The 14,303-nt window shown below is 64.4% G+C and carries 13 protein-coding genes; 8 read left to right on the forward strand and 5 right to left on the reverse strand.

The features are described 5' to 3' along the window. Positions 1-307 precede the first annotated feature (307 nt). Entirely contained in the window at positions 308-1,357 is a 1,050-nt protein-coding gene (locus SA190iCDA_RS19805; RefSeq protein ID WP_070885733.1) for an AbrB family transcriptional regulator, read from the reverse strand. A gap of 295 nt (positions 1,358-1,652) precedes the next feature. On the opposite strand from SA190iCDA_RS19805, the gene SA190iCDA_RS19810 reads away from it, so the two are divergent. After that, complete coding sequence (locus tag SA190iCDA_RS19810; RefSeq protein ID WP_236100924.1) at positions 1,653-2,627, forward strand: GntR family transcriptional regulator; 975 nt, start codon at positions 1,653-1,655, stop codon at positions 2,625-2,627. Positions 2,628-2,669: 42 nt separating this feature from the next. On the opposite strand, the gene SA190iCDA_RS19815 is transcribed toward SA190iCDA_RS19810, so the two are convergent. Beyond that, the gene (locus SA190iCDA_RS19815) at positions 2,670-3,248 is read right to left on the reverse strand and encodes an ACP phosphodiesterase (RefSeq protein WP_070885735.1); all 579 of its coding nucleotides are present in this window, start codon (positions 3,246-3,248) and stop codon (positions 2,670-2,672) included. A gap of 170 nt (positions 3,249-3,418) precedes the next feature. Here SA190iCDA_RS19815 and SA190iCDA_RS19820 point away from each other — a divergent pair, with 170 nt between their 5' ends. Then, the gene (locus SA190iCDA_RS19820; protein ID WP_139159479.1) at positions 3,419-3,715 is read left to right on the forward strand and encodes an ArsR/SmtB family transcription factor; all 297 of its coding nucleotides are present in this window, start codon (positions 3,419-3,421) and stop codon (positions 3,713-3,715) included. 77 nt (positions 3,716-3,792) lie between these two features. Beyond that, on the forward strand, positions 3,793-4,842 hold the full coding sequence (locus SA190iCDA_RS19825; protein ID WP_070885737.1) for an alkene reductase: 1,050 nt from the start codon (positions 3,793-3,795) through the stop codon (positions 4,840-4,842). Positions 4,843-5,095: 253 nt separating this feature from the next. Here the strand turns inward: SA190iCDA_RS19825 and SA190iCDA_RS19830 are convergent, their stop codons facing one another. The 3 genes from SA190iCDA_RS19830 to SA190iCDA_RS19840 form a co-directional block, all read right to left on the reverse strand. Then, positions 5,096-5,965, reverse strand: a complete 870-nt coding sequence (locus tag SA190iCDA_RS19830) for an ATPase (protein WP_070885738.1) — start codon at positions 5,963-5,965, stop codon at positions 5,096-5,098. A 182-nt stretch (positions 5,966-6,147) separates the two neighbouring features. Further along, positions 6,148-7,134 (reverse strand): NAD-dependent epimerase/dehydratase family protein, encoded by a 987-nt coding sequence (locus SA190iCDA_RS19835; RefSeq protein ID WP_070885739.1) that lies wholly within the window; start codon positions 7,132-7,134, stop codon positions 6,148-6,150. A gap of 61 nt (positions 7,135-7,195) precedes the next feature. Continuing rightward, entirely contained in the window at positions 7,196-8,089 is an 894-nt protein-coding gene (locus SA190iCDA_RS19840; RefSeq protein ID WP_070885740.1) for a LysR family transcriptional regulator ArgP, read from the reverse strand. 123 nt (positions 8,090-8,212) lie between these two features. Here SA190iCDA_RS19840 and SA190iCDA_RS19845 point away from each other — a divergent pair, with 123 nt between their 5' ends. The 5 genes from SA190iCDA_RS19845 (at position 8,213) to SA190iCDA_RS19865 (ending at position 14,207) form a co-directional block, all read left to right on the forward strand. Then, on the forward strand, positions 8,213-8,815 hold the full coding sequence (locus SA190iCDA_RS19845) for a LysE/ArgO family amino acid transporter (protein ID WP_070885741.1): 603 nt from the start codon (positions 8,213-8,215) through the stop codon (positions 8,813-8,815). A gap of 62 nt (positions 8,816-8,877) precedes the next feature. Then, positions 8,878-9,768 carry an EamA family transporter gene (locus SA190iCDA_RS19850; RefSeq protein WP_070885742.1) on the forward strand — a complete coding sequence of 297 codons (891 nt, stop codon included), beginning with the start codon at positions 8,878-8,880 and terminating at the stop codon, positions 9,766-9,768. Positions 9,769-9,943: 175 nt separating this feature from the next. Further along, entirely contained in the window at positions 9,944-10,525 is a 582-nt protein-coding gene (locus tag SA190iCDA_RS19855) for a superoxide dismutase (protein ID WP_070885743.1), read from the forward strand. Positions 10,526-10,674: 149 nt separating this feature from the next. Then, positions 10,675-11,880 carry an ISL3 family transposase gene (locus SA190iCDA_RS19860; protein WP_329610183.1) on the forward strand — a complete coding sequence of 402 codons (1,206 nt, stop codon included), beginning with the start codon at positions 10,675-10,677 and terminating at the stop codon, positions 11,878-11,880. Positions 11,881-12,143: 263 nt separating this feature from the next. Further along, positions 12,144-14,207 (forward strand): putative bifunctional diguanylate cyclase/phosphodiesterase, encoded by a 2,064-nt coding sequence (locus SA190iCDA_RS19865; protein ID WP_070888055.1) that lies wholly within the window; start codon positions 12,144-12,146, stop codon positions 14,205-14,207. Positions 14,208-14,303: the final 96 nt, after the last annotated feature.

Genomic DNA, 14,303 nt, shown 5'->3' on the forward strand with positions numbered 1-14,303 from the left:
TCAGCGATCACGTGGGAGCGGCTTTAGCCGCGAGCTTTCCCGACGGATCCTTCCATACGCTCTGCTTGAGTCTCGTAGGTGGATGACGCTCTTTTCATCCACCCCACGGTTTCTACCTTGGTGGACGGATGAAGCGTCAGCTACGCGTCCCGGTCCACCCTACGAAACTCGGTTCATTTTCAAGATCAGGCACGGCAGCGGTTGTGGCAGCGCGCCATGCGCGCGAATCGCGGGCATGGCCCGCTCCCACGGGTACTACGCAGATATCCGCTTTCCCAGGCTACGGCCGCTGCCTATGTAGTTTCGATCAAGCCCGCCGCAACTGCGGGCTATCGCTCTGCAACCAACGCCGGAAGATCGGCTCGGCCAGAAACAACACCAGGAACAGGCGCACCACCTGCATGGCGGTCACCAGCGGCACCGCCAGCTGCAGGGTCTCGGCCGTCAGGCTCATCTCGGCGATGCCGCCGGGCATCATCCCCAGGGTCAGGGACTGGATATCCAGCCCGCTGGCCCAGCCGACCAGCACCGCACCGACGAAGGCCACCAGCATCATCACCAGGGTGGTGATCAGGGTACGGGCCAGAAATGACGGGGCATAACGAAAGAACGCACGGTTGAAGAAGCAGCCCAAGGCGCTGCCGATCATCAATTGGCCGACCTGGCTGGCGCCGGCCGGCAGCGTGCTGCTCAGGTCGAAGCCGATGCTGGCGGCGGCGCTGACCAGCAGCGGCCCGAATAGCCAGGGGTTCGGCTGGCGGTAGCGCTGCAGCAGCCAGCCGGCCAAGGCCGCCGCCGGCAGGATCAGCGCCAGCCACAACCAGTCTACGTGAAGGGCGTGGTGATGCACCCCGCCATCGCCGAGCAGGAACTTGAATACCGCTGGCACCAGCAGCACCACGGCCACCACCCGCAGGCTTTGCGCCGCCGCGACGCGGGTCAGTTCGGCGCCGTTGCGAGCACCGAGGTTGACCATCTCGCTGGAGCCACCCGGCATGCTGGAAAAGTAGGCCGTGGCCATGGTCTCGCCGGTGCGGCGCATGAACCACACGCCGGCGATGCTGCTGAGCACGGTGATCAAGGCACCGATGATGATCGGCAGCAGGTGCCCGGCGATCTGTGCGACCAGCGCCGGCGTGAAGTGCAGACCGATGCCGATACCGATGATCCACTGGCCGAACTTGCGCCCGCCCGGCAGCGGCTGCAACTGCCAGGTGCTGAAGCAGCGCACCAGAATCACCGCCACCAGCGAGCCGATCATCCAGGGCAGCGGCCAGCCGATGACCGTCGCGATCACCGCGCCGAGGGCACCGACCAGCGGTGTTCCCAGGTGATTGATCCAGTGGGTTTTGAACATGGCGTCCCCTTCGTACGTGCACCAGCAGCCTGGTGAGAGAGCGGATCGAGGTGGTCGCGGAAAACGAAAGCCTTGTTTGTTCTATGTCTTTTATCGCTACGTTGTTCACAGCCTGTCGAGCACAACGGCATTCATCTAGTAAATTTGCCGCTAGCCTCGTGAATCGACGCACCTATTATTGATCTTTAGGCGCATAAAAAACAATTCTAAGTTGAAAAGCCTTCAGCCAACCGGCATCTTTCCGTGGCCCCGATTACGTAGCAGAATGCAGCGCCTGCCGAGCTGGTCGGCAAAGATGCATCACCCCAGACAGGAATCGACGTTCGCTGCCATGGCCCAGGACAACACCCGTTCGGCGGTTCTCACTGCCCTGCAGAAGCGCGTCGCCCGCGAGGTCATCGCCTACGTGCGTCGCGAGCGACTGCCCATCGGCCATCACCTGGCCGAATCGCACCTGGCACAGACGCTGAACACCTCACGTACCCCGGTGAAGTTCGTGCTCAATCACCTCGCCGAACGTGGCATGCTCAAGCACGACCGTAACCGCGGTTTCTTCCTCGCCCAGGCAGCCGACGAGCTCAACGAACTGGTGCAGGAAATCGCCGAGGCCGAGGAAGATTCGGTGTATCGCCGCTTCGTCGCCCTGCGCCTGTCGCGGCAGTTGCCCGAGCAGTTCACCGAGATCGAGCTGATGCGCCAGTTCGGGGTGTCCCGCGCCGAATTGCGCGCGGCGCTGCTGCGCATGCAGCAGGAAGGCTGGGCCGAGCAGCGCAGCGGCCAAGGCTGGAAAATGCTGCCGGTGATCGACTCGATCGAGGCCTACGAGGAAAGCTTCGCCTTTCGCTCCATCATCGAGCCGGCCGGGCTGTTGTCGCCGACCTTCCAGATCGACCGCGAGCTATTGGCCAACTGCCGCAAGCAGCAGACGTTCATCGCCGAAGGCGGCTACCTGAGCATGACCATCGAGGAACTCTACGAAGCCAACTCGCGCTTCCACGAGATCATCGCCGGGTTTTCCGGCAACCGCTTTCTGCTGCAATCGCTCAAGCGCCTGGACCGCCTGCGCCGCCTGGTCGAATACCGCGTGGACGTGTCCCGTAAACATCGCCGCGCCCAGGTCGAGCAGCACCTGGAAATCCTCGATCTGATCGAACAGGGCGACCGCCTCGCCGCCGCCGACCGCATGCGCGCGCACCTGGAAGGCGCACGGCGCAAGAAGGTCGATGCAGCCCTGTTCGAGACATTGCAGAACGCTTCAGAGCAGCATTGAAGTCCTGCCGTCAGCTCGCGGGGTGAGAACGATGCAACGGCGCTATGCGCCGCGCTGCTCCCGGGCAAAGGCTATCAGCTCGGGGTAGAAGGCGCTGAAATCCTCGCTCAGCGACTCGTAGAGCCGACGTAGCTCGTCCATCCCACCGTCCAGCAAACCTGGCCTAGAAAGGCGCCGCGACATGCCGGCGATCACCTGATCCAGCACCTCGAAATCCTCATAGCTGCCCAGCCAGTCCTGGGCGGCCATGCGCGGGGCGATGTACTGCAGGCTGCCGGGCAGCTGCGGCTCGGCGGCCAGCAGGCGATAGACGCGGTCAGTAAAACGCTGCAGCGGCTGATCGTTATAACGCTGCCAATCGCGGGCCAGACAATGATCGAAGAACAGATCAAGAAAGATCCCGGCCACACGGCGGCGCTCGGCGGGAAAACGCGCCCGCGCCCTGGCCTGCAACGGATGGCTGTCGGTAAAGGCGTCGATGCGCCGGTGCAGCGCGATGGCAGCCTCTATAGCGGCCGGCCACTGCCCGGCTAGTGGCCCTTTGACGAAGTCGCCGTACAGGCTGCCGAGCAATTCGGCGGGCGCATCGCCGCCCAGATGAAGGTGTGCGAGGTAATTCATGCCACCCAGCTTAAAGCCTCGCCCCGCCCGCGGCGAGAGGTGAGCCATCATGCCGGTCGATATGCACTATCTGCTTGAACGATCTGTATATCGCCAAGTGTCGATATAAAGTTCGCCCCATCGCGATATGCCGTTGCAGCTACGCAGGAGAGCCGATGAACCCTGAAGAGATGGACCTGGACGAAGTGTTCAAGGCGCTGGCCCATCCCGTGCGCCGCGACATTCTGCGCTGGCTGAAAGAGCCCGAAGCGCACTTTGTGCAGCCTGACCATTCCTTCGAGATCGGCGTGTGCGCCGGCAAGTTCGACCAGGCCACCGGGCTGTCGCAATCCACGGTCTCGGCCCACCTCGCCACCTTGCAGCGTGCCGGCCTGGTGACCAGCCGCAAGGTCGGCCAGTGGAACTTCTTCAAGCGCAACGACGCGACCATCGAGGCCTTTATCGAGCGGATCACCCGTGATCTGTGACCTTCATGCTATCGCAAGCCGACCTGTCCAACCTGTCCAACAACCCTTACCGAGCGAATGATTCGAGGATCTAGGCAATGACCACACTGTTCGACCCCATCAAGATCGGCGATCTGGAACTCGCCAACCGCGTCATCATGGCGCCCCTGACCCGCTGCCGCGCCGACGAAGGCCGCGTACCCAATGCCTTGATGGCCGAGTACTACGTGCAGCGCGCCTCGGCTGGCCTGATCATCAGCGAGGCCACTTCAGTCACGCCCATGGGCGTCGGCTACCCGAACACGCCCGGTATTTGGTCCGACGACCAGGTGCGTGGCTGGAGCGGCGTGACCAAGGCTGTGCACGCCAATGGCGGCAAGATCGTCCTGCAACTCTGGCATGTGGGCCGCATCTCCGATCCGGTCTACCTGGACGGCGAACTGCCGGTGGCCCCGAGCGCCATCAAGCCCGCCGGCCACGTCAGCCTGATCCGCCCGATGAAGGACTTCGTCACGCCGCGGGCCCTGGAAAGCGAAGAGATCGCCGACGTCATCGAGGCCTACCGCCAGGGTGCCGAGAACGCCAAGGCTGCCGGCTTCGACGGTGTGGAAATTCACGCCGCCAACGGTTACCTGCTCGACCAGTTCCTGCAGGACAGCACCAACCGGCGCACCGACAACTACGGTGGCAGCCTGGAAAACCGTGCCCGTCTGCTGATGGAAGTGACCGATGCGGTGCTGAGCGTGTGGGAACCGGGCCGCATCGGCGTGCACCTGGCGCCGCGTGCCGACAGCCACGACATGGGCGATTCCAACCGCGCCGAAACCTTCACCTATGTGGCGCGGGAGCTGGGCAAGCGCAACATCGCCTTCCTGTGTGCCCGTGAGCACGAAGCCGACGACAGCCTGTCGCCAAGCCTGAAAGAGGCGTTCGGCGGCGTGTTCATCGCCAACGAAGGCTTCACCAAGGACCAGGCCAACGCCTGGCTGGCCAGCGGCAAGGCCGACGCCGTGGCCTTTGGCGTGCCCTTTATTGCCAACCCGGACCTGCCCGAGCGCCTGCGCCAGGACGCTCCGCTGAACGAGCCACACAAGGAAACCTTCTACGGCTCCGGCCCGGTCGGCTATATCGACTACCCGCGCCTGTAACTTTCCTTAGCGACAATAAAAAGCCCGCGTAAAACGCGGGCTTTTTGTTGGCTGGCGACTCCCTGGAACATCAACTGCGTAGGGCCGACCGGACGCCGGCCGCGGGCGACTCACCTGCACGAGCATGCTGCCAGCCTGTCACGGCGTACTGCCTTCGCGAACGGATCGCCGCCCGGTACGCCCTTTTGTCTGAAACGGTGTAAACCTGCTTCAGAGCTAGACAGCCGCAGGGCCGACGCGCCGCAGATGGTTCTCAGCGAGCGTCGATCTGCTGCTGCAGGTTCTGTATCTGCGCCTGCAGCGTATTGATGCTACGGGTGGTCTGCGCGCGGTAGGCGTCGAACTCGGCGGTGCTGCTGCCGCTGCTGGCAGCCGGGCGGTTGTCCAGCTGGCTCTTGAGTACCAGCATGTCCTGTTCCAGACGCTCGACTGCCGCGTTGGAATTACCGGCTTTTTTCAGCGCCTCGACATCACCCGCCAGGCTCTTGACCTGAGCAGCCAGCTTGCCGGCGTCGCCCTGGCTGCTCTTCAGCGAAGCCAGTTCGGTTTTCAGCGCGGCCAGCTCGCTTTTGAGTGCGTCCTGGCCGCTGCCCAAGGTCTTCAGGCTGTCGGCGTACTGGCCGGCATCGCCCTGCTGGGCCTTGAGGTCGGCGACCAGCTGCTCGATGCGCTTGTCCTGCCCGCTCTGCTGGCCGCCCGCCGCCTGCTGCTGCTTGCCCAGTTCGGCGACCTTGTTCTCCAGTTGACGCACCTGCAGGCGCAGCGCCTCGCTGCCGGTGGTGACGTTGGATTCGGCCGCCACCACCTTGCCGGAAATATCCTGAATACGTCCGGCCGCTTCCTCGCTGATACGCGCGAAGCTTTCCTGGGTCGCCACCAGTTGCTGCTCCATCAGGCTGATCTGCTGGAAGCTCCACCAGCCCAGGCCCGCCAGGGCGATGCTCAGGGCACCGACCAGCGCCCACAGCGGTCCGGTGCTCGCCGCGCGTGGCGCCTTGGCCGTACGCGAAGCCGCGCCGTTACGGGCGTAGGGCTGCGGCTCGGGTTCGAAATCGTCCTGATCGCGGCGGTCCGGGGTCAGGCTGGGTACGTCATCGAATTCGTCATGGGCATCGTTACGCATGGGGAGAACCTTGAAAAAGCCAGGGTGGAGGCAAAGTGCGCGCAGTATACCGATTCACGGCTGGCGCTTGGGTGTCGTAGTGCCAGTAATGGACATGCCGCGGCGACCTGCATTGGGCACAGAGACCCGTTGCAGGCACCTCGGGTTCCGCGACCACCCGGCACGACGCACGGTTCGCGGGTCTAGCCCTGCGCCCGCCACCAGCGGCAGAACTCGTCCAGGGCCGGCCACAGGCCATGGCTTGCCTGGTAGTCCAGGTGCTCGCGTGCCTGGCTGATATCCAGGGAAAAATCGCGGCTCATCACATCCACCGCCAGGCGGGTCAGCGCGGGCTCGGGGCGCCCGGGCAGCAGGCTGCACACGCCCTCGCTGGCAACGGCCAGGCTGCGCGCCAGGGCCACCGGAACATGGCGGGTGACCGGCGGCAACTCCAGCTGGCGCAGCACGTAATTGACCACGTCCCATAGCGGCAGCGGCGCGCCATTGCTGATGTTGTAGGCCTTGCCGAGCGCCGGCCCGGCGGCCAGCAAGGCGCCGAACAGGGCATCGCTGAGGTTGTGCACGCTGGTGAAGTCGACCTTGTTCAGACCGTTGCCGATGATCGCCAGGCGGCCTTTGCGCTGCAGGGCGATCAGCCGCGGGAAGATGCTCACGTCCCCCGCGCCGGTCACGAAGCGCGGCCGCAGCGCCAGCACTTCCAGGCCGAACTCCTGGGCACCGAACAGGCGCTGTTCGGCGAGAAACTTGGTGCGCGCGTAATGGCTGGAGAAGCGTTTGGGCACTTGGTCTTCGCGCAGGCCGAGGTGATCGCGGCCATCGAAATAGATCGACGGCGAGGACAGGTGCACCAGGCGGCGCACCCCGCGTTTGAGGCAGGCCTCGATGACGTTCTCGGTAAGCACCACGTTGCCCTGGTGAAAGTACTGGTAACGGCCCCACACGCCGACGGCGCCGGCGCAGTGCACCACGGCCTCGACGTCGCTGCACAGCGCCAGCGCCAGTTCGGGGTCGGCCAGATCGCCGGGCATGAACTGCGCGCCGCGGCGGACCAGGTGCTCGAACGCCTCCTCGCGGCGGCCGGTGACGCGCACGTCCAGGCCCTGTTCGAGGGCGAACCGCGCGAAACGCCCGCCAATGAACCCGCTTGCTCCGGTGACCAGAATCTTCATCACGCCCTCCGCCCGCTGCTGCGCGCACTATAAGGCGTCGCGCCGATCATGGCAGCCGTGTTCACGGCAGCGGCACCAGGTAATCACCGGCATGGCGCTGCAGGTGCCGGGTGAGCTGGTCGAGCAACTCGCCGCCGTTGCGCCAGTGGTGCCAGTATAGGGGTACGTCGATGGGCCGCTCCGGGAGCAGTTCGACCAGCTCGCCGCGGGCCATCGCCTCGGCCATCTGCGGCTCGGGCACCATGCCCCAGCCCAGGCCTTCGGCGGTCAGGCGCAGGAAGCCCTCGGACGACGGGCACAGGTGATGCAGGAAGCTGCCCGACAGGCCAAGCTCGCTCAGATAACGATGCTGCAACTGGTCATCCGGGCCGAACACGATGGCCGGCACCTGACCGATGCGCTCGGCACTCACCCCATCGGGAAAATGCCGGGCAATAAATGCCGGGCTGGCCATGGCCCGGTAGCGCATGGCGCCCAGCGCCAGGCTGCGCGCGCCGGATACCGGGCGCTCCGCGGCGCACACGCAGGCGGCCACATCGCCAGCACGCATGCGCTTGAGGCCCACCTCCTGATCCTCGACCACCAGTTCCAGCAGCACCCGATGGCTGGCGCAGAACTCCGCCACCGCCCTGCCCCACCAGGTCGCCAGGCTGTCGGCATTGACGGCGATGCGCAGGCGCTGGGTTTGCCCATCCGCCTCCAGGCTTGGCACCTGCTGCTGCAGGTCGCGCTCGAGCAGGCGCACCTGCTGAACATGGTTGAGCAGCCGCCGGCCGATATCGGTGGGCGTCGGCGGCATGGCGCGCAGCAGCACCGGCTGGCCGATGCGTGCCTCCAGCAGCTTGATGCGCTGGGATACGGCCGACTGCGACAGGCCGAGCACCTGGGCCCCACGTTCGAAACCGGCCTGTTCGACGACCGCGGCAAGAGCGGCCAGCAACTTGTAATCGAGCAATCGATTTTCCTAATGAGCGATCAGCACTATTGGTTTTTCTTATACAGGCTCGGGGCGCAGACTGATAGCCATCCCAACCCGCTGATTGCGCCCGATGCGCTCGGTTACGCAAGGACCCTCACCATGTGGCAGAGCTACACCAACGGCCTGGCGATCACCGCCGGCCTGATCATCGCCCTCGGCGCCCAGAACGCTTTCGTGCTCGCCCAGAGCCTGCGCCGCGAGCATCACCTGCCCGTGGCGCTGCTGTGCATCATCTGTGACGCGCTGTTGATCAGCGCTGGCGTGTTCGGCCTGGCCACCCTGCTGCTGCAGAGCGAATGGCTGCTCGGGGTCGCCCGCTGGGGCGGCGCGGCGTTTCTGATCTGGTACGGCGCCCAGGCGCTGCGGCGCGCCTGCCGCCCGGCCGGCCTGCAGGCCGAGACGGGGGCGCCGCGCTCGTTGCGCGCGGTATTGCTGGCGACCCTGGCGGTCACCCTGCTCAACCCCCACGTGTACCTGGATACCGTGCTGCTGATCGGCTCCCTCGGCGCCCAGCAAGCCGTGCCGCCTGCCTACGCGGCCGGCGCGGCCAGCGCCTCGCTGCTGTGGTTCCTGTGCCTGGCCCTCGGCGCCGCCTGGCTGGCGCCCTGGCTGGCCCGCCCGCTGACCTGGCGGATCATCGACCTGGTGGTCGCGGCCATGATGTTCGCCATCGCCTGGCAACTGATCGCCAGCCCGCTGTAACGCCCGCATGACGCGCGCCCAGCTGCTATGCTGGCGCGCTCCAGGCAACCGGCGGAGCAGCAGTGGAAACAGGCGTCTTTCTCATGGTCATCGCCGCCGCGGCCCTGCACGCCGGCTGGAACGCGCTGCTCAAGATCGGCCTGGATCGCTTCCTCACCGCCTCGCTGATCCAGATCGGCGCCGGCATCGTCGCCCTTCTCGCCCTGCCCTTCGTGGCCGTGCCGGCCGCCGCGGCCTGGCCATGGATCATCCTCTCGGCGCTGCTGCATATCGGCTACAACCTGTTCTTGAGCCGCGCCTACCAGCATGGCGACCTCGGCCAGGTCTACCCCCTCTCCCGCGGCAGCTCGCCGCTGCTGGTGGCCGCATTGTCGGTACTGCTGCTTGGCGAGGTGCTGCCCTCCGGCCAGTGGCTGGGCCTTGGCGTGCTGGTCGGCGGCATCTGGCTGATGGCGATGCGCGGCGGTCATGGCCGCCCCCGCAGCAGCCTGCTGATCAATGCCCTGCTGACCGCGCTGTTCATCGCCGGCTACACCCTGGCCGACGCCAGCGGCGCCCGCGCCAATGGCGACCCGCTGTCGTATTCGGCATGGCTGTTCGCGGTCAACGGCCTGGTGATGGCCCTGGTGATGCTAGGGTCTGTTCCCGTTTCACGCACGGCCGCACTGAAATGGAAACAGACCCTAGGCCAGCGCGGCCCAGCCATTATCTCGGCGCTCGGCCCGCACTGGCGCGCCGGCCTGCTCGGCGGCGCCATGTCCATGCTGGCCTACAGCATCGCCATCTGGGCCATGACCCTGGCGCCGGTGGCACTGGTTTCGGCGCTGCGTGAAACCAGCGTGGTGTTCGCCCTGCTGATCGGCCGGCTGTGGCTCAAGGAAAGCCTGCCGCCGCTGCGCGCCGTGGCCTGCCTGATCATTGTCGCCGGCGTGGCGATGATGAAGCTGAGCTGAATCGCCGCGACGGCTCTGGCCCCGGTATCCCGCACAGTTGCCGCGTGGTTATGGCGTAGCCCCGGTGCTATGATCCCTGCCCTGCGTCGCAAAGGGTACAAATCCGCCGACGCATGTTTGGCCGCCCGTGATCGGCCTTGCGCTCATCGCAACAGACCTGATTAGGAGAATAACCATGGCTTTCGAATTGCCGCCGCTGCCGTACGCACACGATGCCCTGCAGCCGCACATCTCCAAGGAAACCCTGGAGTTCCACCACGACAAGCACCACAACACCTATGTCGTGAACCTGAACAACCTGGTGCCCGGCACCGAGTTCGAAGGCAAGAGCCTGGAAGAGATCGTCAAGACGTCCTCCGGCGGCATCTTCAACAACGCCGCCCAGGTGTGGAACCACACCTTCTACTGGAACTGCCTGAGCCCCAACGGCGGCGGCCAGCCCACCGGCGAACTGGCGGCGGCCATCGACAAGGCCTTCGGTTCCTTCGACGCATTCAAGGAAGAGTTCAGCAAGGTCAGCATCGGCACCTTCGGTTCCGGCTGGGGCTGGCTGGTGAAGAAGGCTGACGGCTCCCTGGCCCTGGCCAGCACCATCGGCGCCGGCTGCCCGCTGACCAGCGGCGACACCCCGCTGCTGACCTGCGACGTCTGGGAACACGCCTACTACATCGACTACCGTAACGTGCGTCCGAAGTATGTCGAGGCGTTCTGGAACCTGGTCAACTGGGACTTCGTGGCGAAGAATTTCGCTGCCTGAGCCCCTGGCCGATGAGAATGCCCTCCTGATGCGAGTCAGGGGGGCATTTTTTTGGTTCTTCACGGAATCCCGGGAAACACAGAAACAAGAACGCCGATTTGATTGATGATGTTCGTGCGAGCAAACACATCTACCAAACCGGCGTTCTTATGCGCGATATTAATACTTTCCTTCCTTTTTGGGAGGGCTTTTCTGTCGTCACGATCAAGCCTGATGGCGACGCGCTTCAGATCGAACTGATTCCCCACGCCACCCGATTCCCTTCCTGTGGCGGCTGCCAAAAGCCCTGTTCAACCACTCATGAGTATTGCGAACGAACCATTCGCGATCTGCCGATTCTCGGCCGTGCGGTGCGCCTCAGCGTGTTGCTCAGGCGGGTGGGCTGTCGTGACTGCGGCAAGCGCATGGAGGCTGTCAGTTGGCTGGACCGCTATGCCCGCATGACGCGCCGCTTAGCCGAGGCAGTCATTCAAGCCTGCGAGCGCCTTCCCACGCTACACGTGGCTCAGATGTTCGGGCTGCATTGGGACACCGTTCGGTTGCTGGAGCGTCGAGCCTTGCAAGCGGCGTTGAGCGTTTTGCCAAAGGCGCAACCGCGACGCCTAGTGATGGACGAGTTCGCCCTTTTCAAAGGTCATCGTTACGCCAGTGTGGTGCTGGATGCGGATACCCGGCGAGTGCTGTGGATCGGTGAAGGCCGCAGCCGAGCGGCAGTCAGGCCTTTCTTCGAAGAACTGGGGCCAGAGGGTTGTGCTCGAATCGAAGCGGTGGCGATGGACATGAACACTGCTTTTGACCTGGAGGTTCGTCAGCACTGTCTCAACGCGAGAGTGGTCTACGACCTCTTCCATGTGGTGGCCAAATATGGCCGAGAGGTGATTGATCGGGTCCGCGTCGACGAGGCTAACCGGTTGCGCCACGACAAGCCTGCCCGCAAGGTCATCAAGCAGGCGCGATGGCTATTGCTGCGCAATCCGCAGAACTTGAAAGCGCCGGAACAACAGGTCCGTCTGGAGGACCTGCTGGCCGCCAACCAAGCGTTGATGACGGTCTATTTGATGAAGGCTGAACTCAAAACACTCTGGACGCCGAGTACTGCCTGGGCCTGGCGATCGGCCTGGAAGCAATGGCTGCGCCATGCCCAGGAAAGCGAACTACCGGCTCTGATCCAGTTCGCCAAACGACTAAAGACTTACTGGCGGGGCATCATCAGCCGGGTTCGCTGGCCGATGCACACCGGTCAGTTGGAAGGAATAAACAATCGAATAAAGGTGATCAAGCGGATGGCGTACGGTTACCGGGATAGCGAATTCTTTTTCATGAAGATCAAGAGCGTCTTTCCCGGCAATCCGTGATGAACCATTTTTTTGCCTGCCGCAACGTGGCGGTATCGACAGGCGGCGCTCAAGACCCGAGGTTTTTTTCCGACATAGAGCAGGTACCGCCAGCCGAGGGCCTGTCGACCTTGCAACGCGAGCCGCGTTGTCACGAGCAACTTCCACCGCCCACTGGACGCGACCAGATGGATCGCCCCATGCATACGGCCTTTGACTGGCAACGCGAGTTTGCCAATACTCAACTCCAATCCGGCGCCGGGTATCGCACAAGGAACCGCCATTTGAAGCTGGAACTCAAGCACAGCTTGTCCGTGAAACTGCTGCGCGTGGTGCTGTTGTCCGCGCTCGCCGTGGGCGTGGTGCTCAGCCTCGGGCAGATCGTGTTCGACATCTACAAGACGCGCCATTCCATCACCAGCGATTCCCAGCGCATTCTCGGCATGTTCCGCGACCCCTCCACCCAGGCGGTCTACAGCCTGGATCGCGAGATGGGCATGCAGGTGGTCGAAGGCCTGTTCCAACACGAGTCGGTGCGCCAGGCGTCCATCGGCCATCCGGGTGAGCAGATGCTCGCCGAGAAGAGCCGCCCCCTCGCCAACCTGCCCCTGCGCTGGCTGACCGACCCGATCCTCGGCGAGGAGCAGCACTTCACCACCCGCCTGGCCGGCCGCGAGCCGTACAACGAATACTACGGCGACCTGAACATTACCCTGGACACCGCGCTGTACGGGGAAAGCTTTCTCACCAATTCGGTGATCATCTTCATCTCCGGCGTGCTGCGCGCCCTGGCCATGGGCCTAGTGCTGTACCTGGTCTATTACTGGCTGCTGACCAAGCCGCTGGCCAAGATCATCGAGCACCTGAGCAACATCAATCCGGACCGGCCCAGCGAGAACAAGCTGCCGATGCTCGCCGGCAACGAAAAGAACGAGCTGGGCCTGTGGATCAACACCGCCAATGGCCTGCTCGCCTCGATCGAACGCAACACGCACCTGCGCCGCGAGGCGGAAAACAGCCTGCAGCGCATGTCGCAGTACGACTTCCTGACCAGCCTGCCCAACCGCCTGCAACTGCAGCAGCAACTCGAACAGATCCTCGAGGACGCCGGCCGCCTGCAACGCCGCGTGGCGGTACTGTGCGTCGGCCTGGACGACTTCAAGGGCATCAACGAGCAGTTCAGCTACCAGACCGGCGACCAATTGCTGCTGGCGCTGTCCGACCGCCTGCGCAGCCACAGTGGTCGGCTCGGCGCTCTGGCGCGCCTGGGCGGCGATCAGTTCGCCCTGGTCCAGGCCGATATCGAGCAGCCCTACGAGGCCGCCGAACTGGCGCAGAGCGTGCTCGACGACCTCGAAACGCCCTTCACCCTCGACGATCATCAGGTACAGCTGCGCGCCACCATCGGCATCACCCTGTTCCCGGAGGATGGCGACAGCCCCGAGAAGCTGCTGCAGAAGGCCGAACAGACCATGACCCTGGCCAAGAGCCGTTCGCGCAACCGCTACCAGTTCTACATCGCCAGCGTCGACAGCGAGATGCGTCGCCGCCGCGAGCTGGAAAAGGACCTGCGCGACGCCCTGGCGCTGAACCAGTTGCACGTGGTCTACCAGCCGCAGATCAGCTACCTGAACCAGCGCGTGGTCGGTGTCGAGGCACTGCTGCGCTGGCAGCACCCGCAGCACGGCTTCGTCGGCCCGGACCTGTTCATCCCGCTGGCGGAGCAGAACGGCAGCATCATCGCCATTGGCGAGTGGGTACTCGACCAGACCTGCCGCCAGCTGCGCGAATGGCACGACCAGGGCTATGGCGATCTGCGCATGGCGGTCAACCTGTCGACCGTGCAGCTGCACCACGCCGAGCTGCCGCGGGTGGTCAACAACCTGATGCAGATGTATCGCCTGCCGGCGCGCAGCCTTGAGCTGGAGGTCACCGAAACCGGCCTGATGGAGGACATCAGCACCGCCGCCCAGCATCTGCTCAGCCTGCGCCGATCCGGGGCGTTGATCGCCATCGACGACTTCGGTACCGGCTATTCCTCGCTCAGCTACCTGAAGAGCCTGCCGCTGGACAAGATCAAGATCGACAAGAGCTTCGTGCAGGACCTGCTCGACGACGAGGACGACGCCACCATCGTCCGCGCCATCATCCAGCTGGGCAAGAGCCTGGGCATGCAGGTCATCGCCGAAGGCGTGGAAACCGCCGAGCAGGAGGCCTACATCATCGCCCAGGGCTGCCATGAAGGTCAGGGCTACTACTACAGCCGGCCGCTGCCGGCCCGCGAGCTGACCCAGTACCTCAAGCAGTCCAGCCGCTCGCAGCGGCGCATCAAACCGGCCACGCTTTAACTCTCCCTCCGATCCAATCGCGCGTCACCGCACGATTGGCTGCTGGCACATCGACCCTTTGCTTAAAATGCAAATCTTTCGCATTATGTTGCAGCC

Origin of the sequence: Pseudomonas argentinensis, assembly GCF_001839655.2 — a bacterium.
In the GTDB taxonomy this organism is placed as follows: domain Bacteria; phylum Pseudomonadota; class Gammaproteobacteria; order Pseudomonadales; family Pseudomonadaceae; genus Aquipseudomonas; species Aquipseudomonas argentinensis_B.

Bases quoted from the DNA above. Each gene is read 5' to 3' on its own strand.
- SA190iCDA_RS19830 (WP_070885738.1), bottom strand. From the start codon at position 5,965: ATGCGTAACGATGCCCATGACGAATTCGATGACGTACCCAGCCTGACC.
- SA190iCDA_RS19845 (WP_070885741.1), top strand. From the start codon at position 8,213: ATGTGGCAGAGCTACACCAACGGCCTGGCGATCACCGCCGGCCTGATC.
- SA190iCDA_RS19835 (WP_070885739.1), bottom strand. From the start codon at position 7,134: ATGAAGATTCTGGTCACCGGAGCAAGCGGGTTCATTGGCGGGCGTTTC.
- SA190iCDA_RS19855 (WP_070885743.1), top strand. From the start codon at position 9,944: ATGGCTTTCGAATTGCCGCCGCTGCCGTACGCACACGATGCCCTGCAG.
- SA190iCDA_RS19805 (WP_070885733.1), bottom strand. From the start codon at position 1,357: ATGTTCAAAACCCACTGGATCAATCACCTGGGAACACCGCTGGTCGGT.
- SA190iCDA_RS19815 (WP_070885735.1), bottom strand. From the start codon at position 3,248: ATGAATTACCTCGCACACCTTCATCTGGGCGGCGATGCGCCCGCCGAA.
- SA190iCDA_RS19810 (WP_236100924.1), top strand. From the start codon at position 1,653: ATGCATCACCCCAGACAGGAATCGACGTTCGCTGCCATGGCCCAGGAC.
- SA190iCDA_RS19860 (WP_329610183.1), top strand. From the start codon at position 10,675: ATGCGCGATATTAATACTTTCCTTCCTTTTTGGGAGGGCTTTTCTGTC.
- SA190iCDA_RS19825 (WP_070885737.1), top strand. From the start codon at position 3,793: ATGACCACACTGTTCGACCCCATCAAGATCGGCGATCTGGAACTCGCC.
- SA190iCDA_RS19820 (WP_139159479.1), top strand. From the start codon at position 3,419: ATGGACCTGGACGAAGTGTTCAAGGCGCTGGCCCATCCCGTGCGCCGC.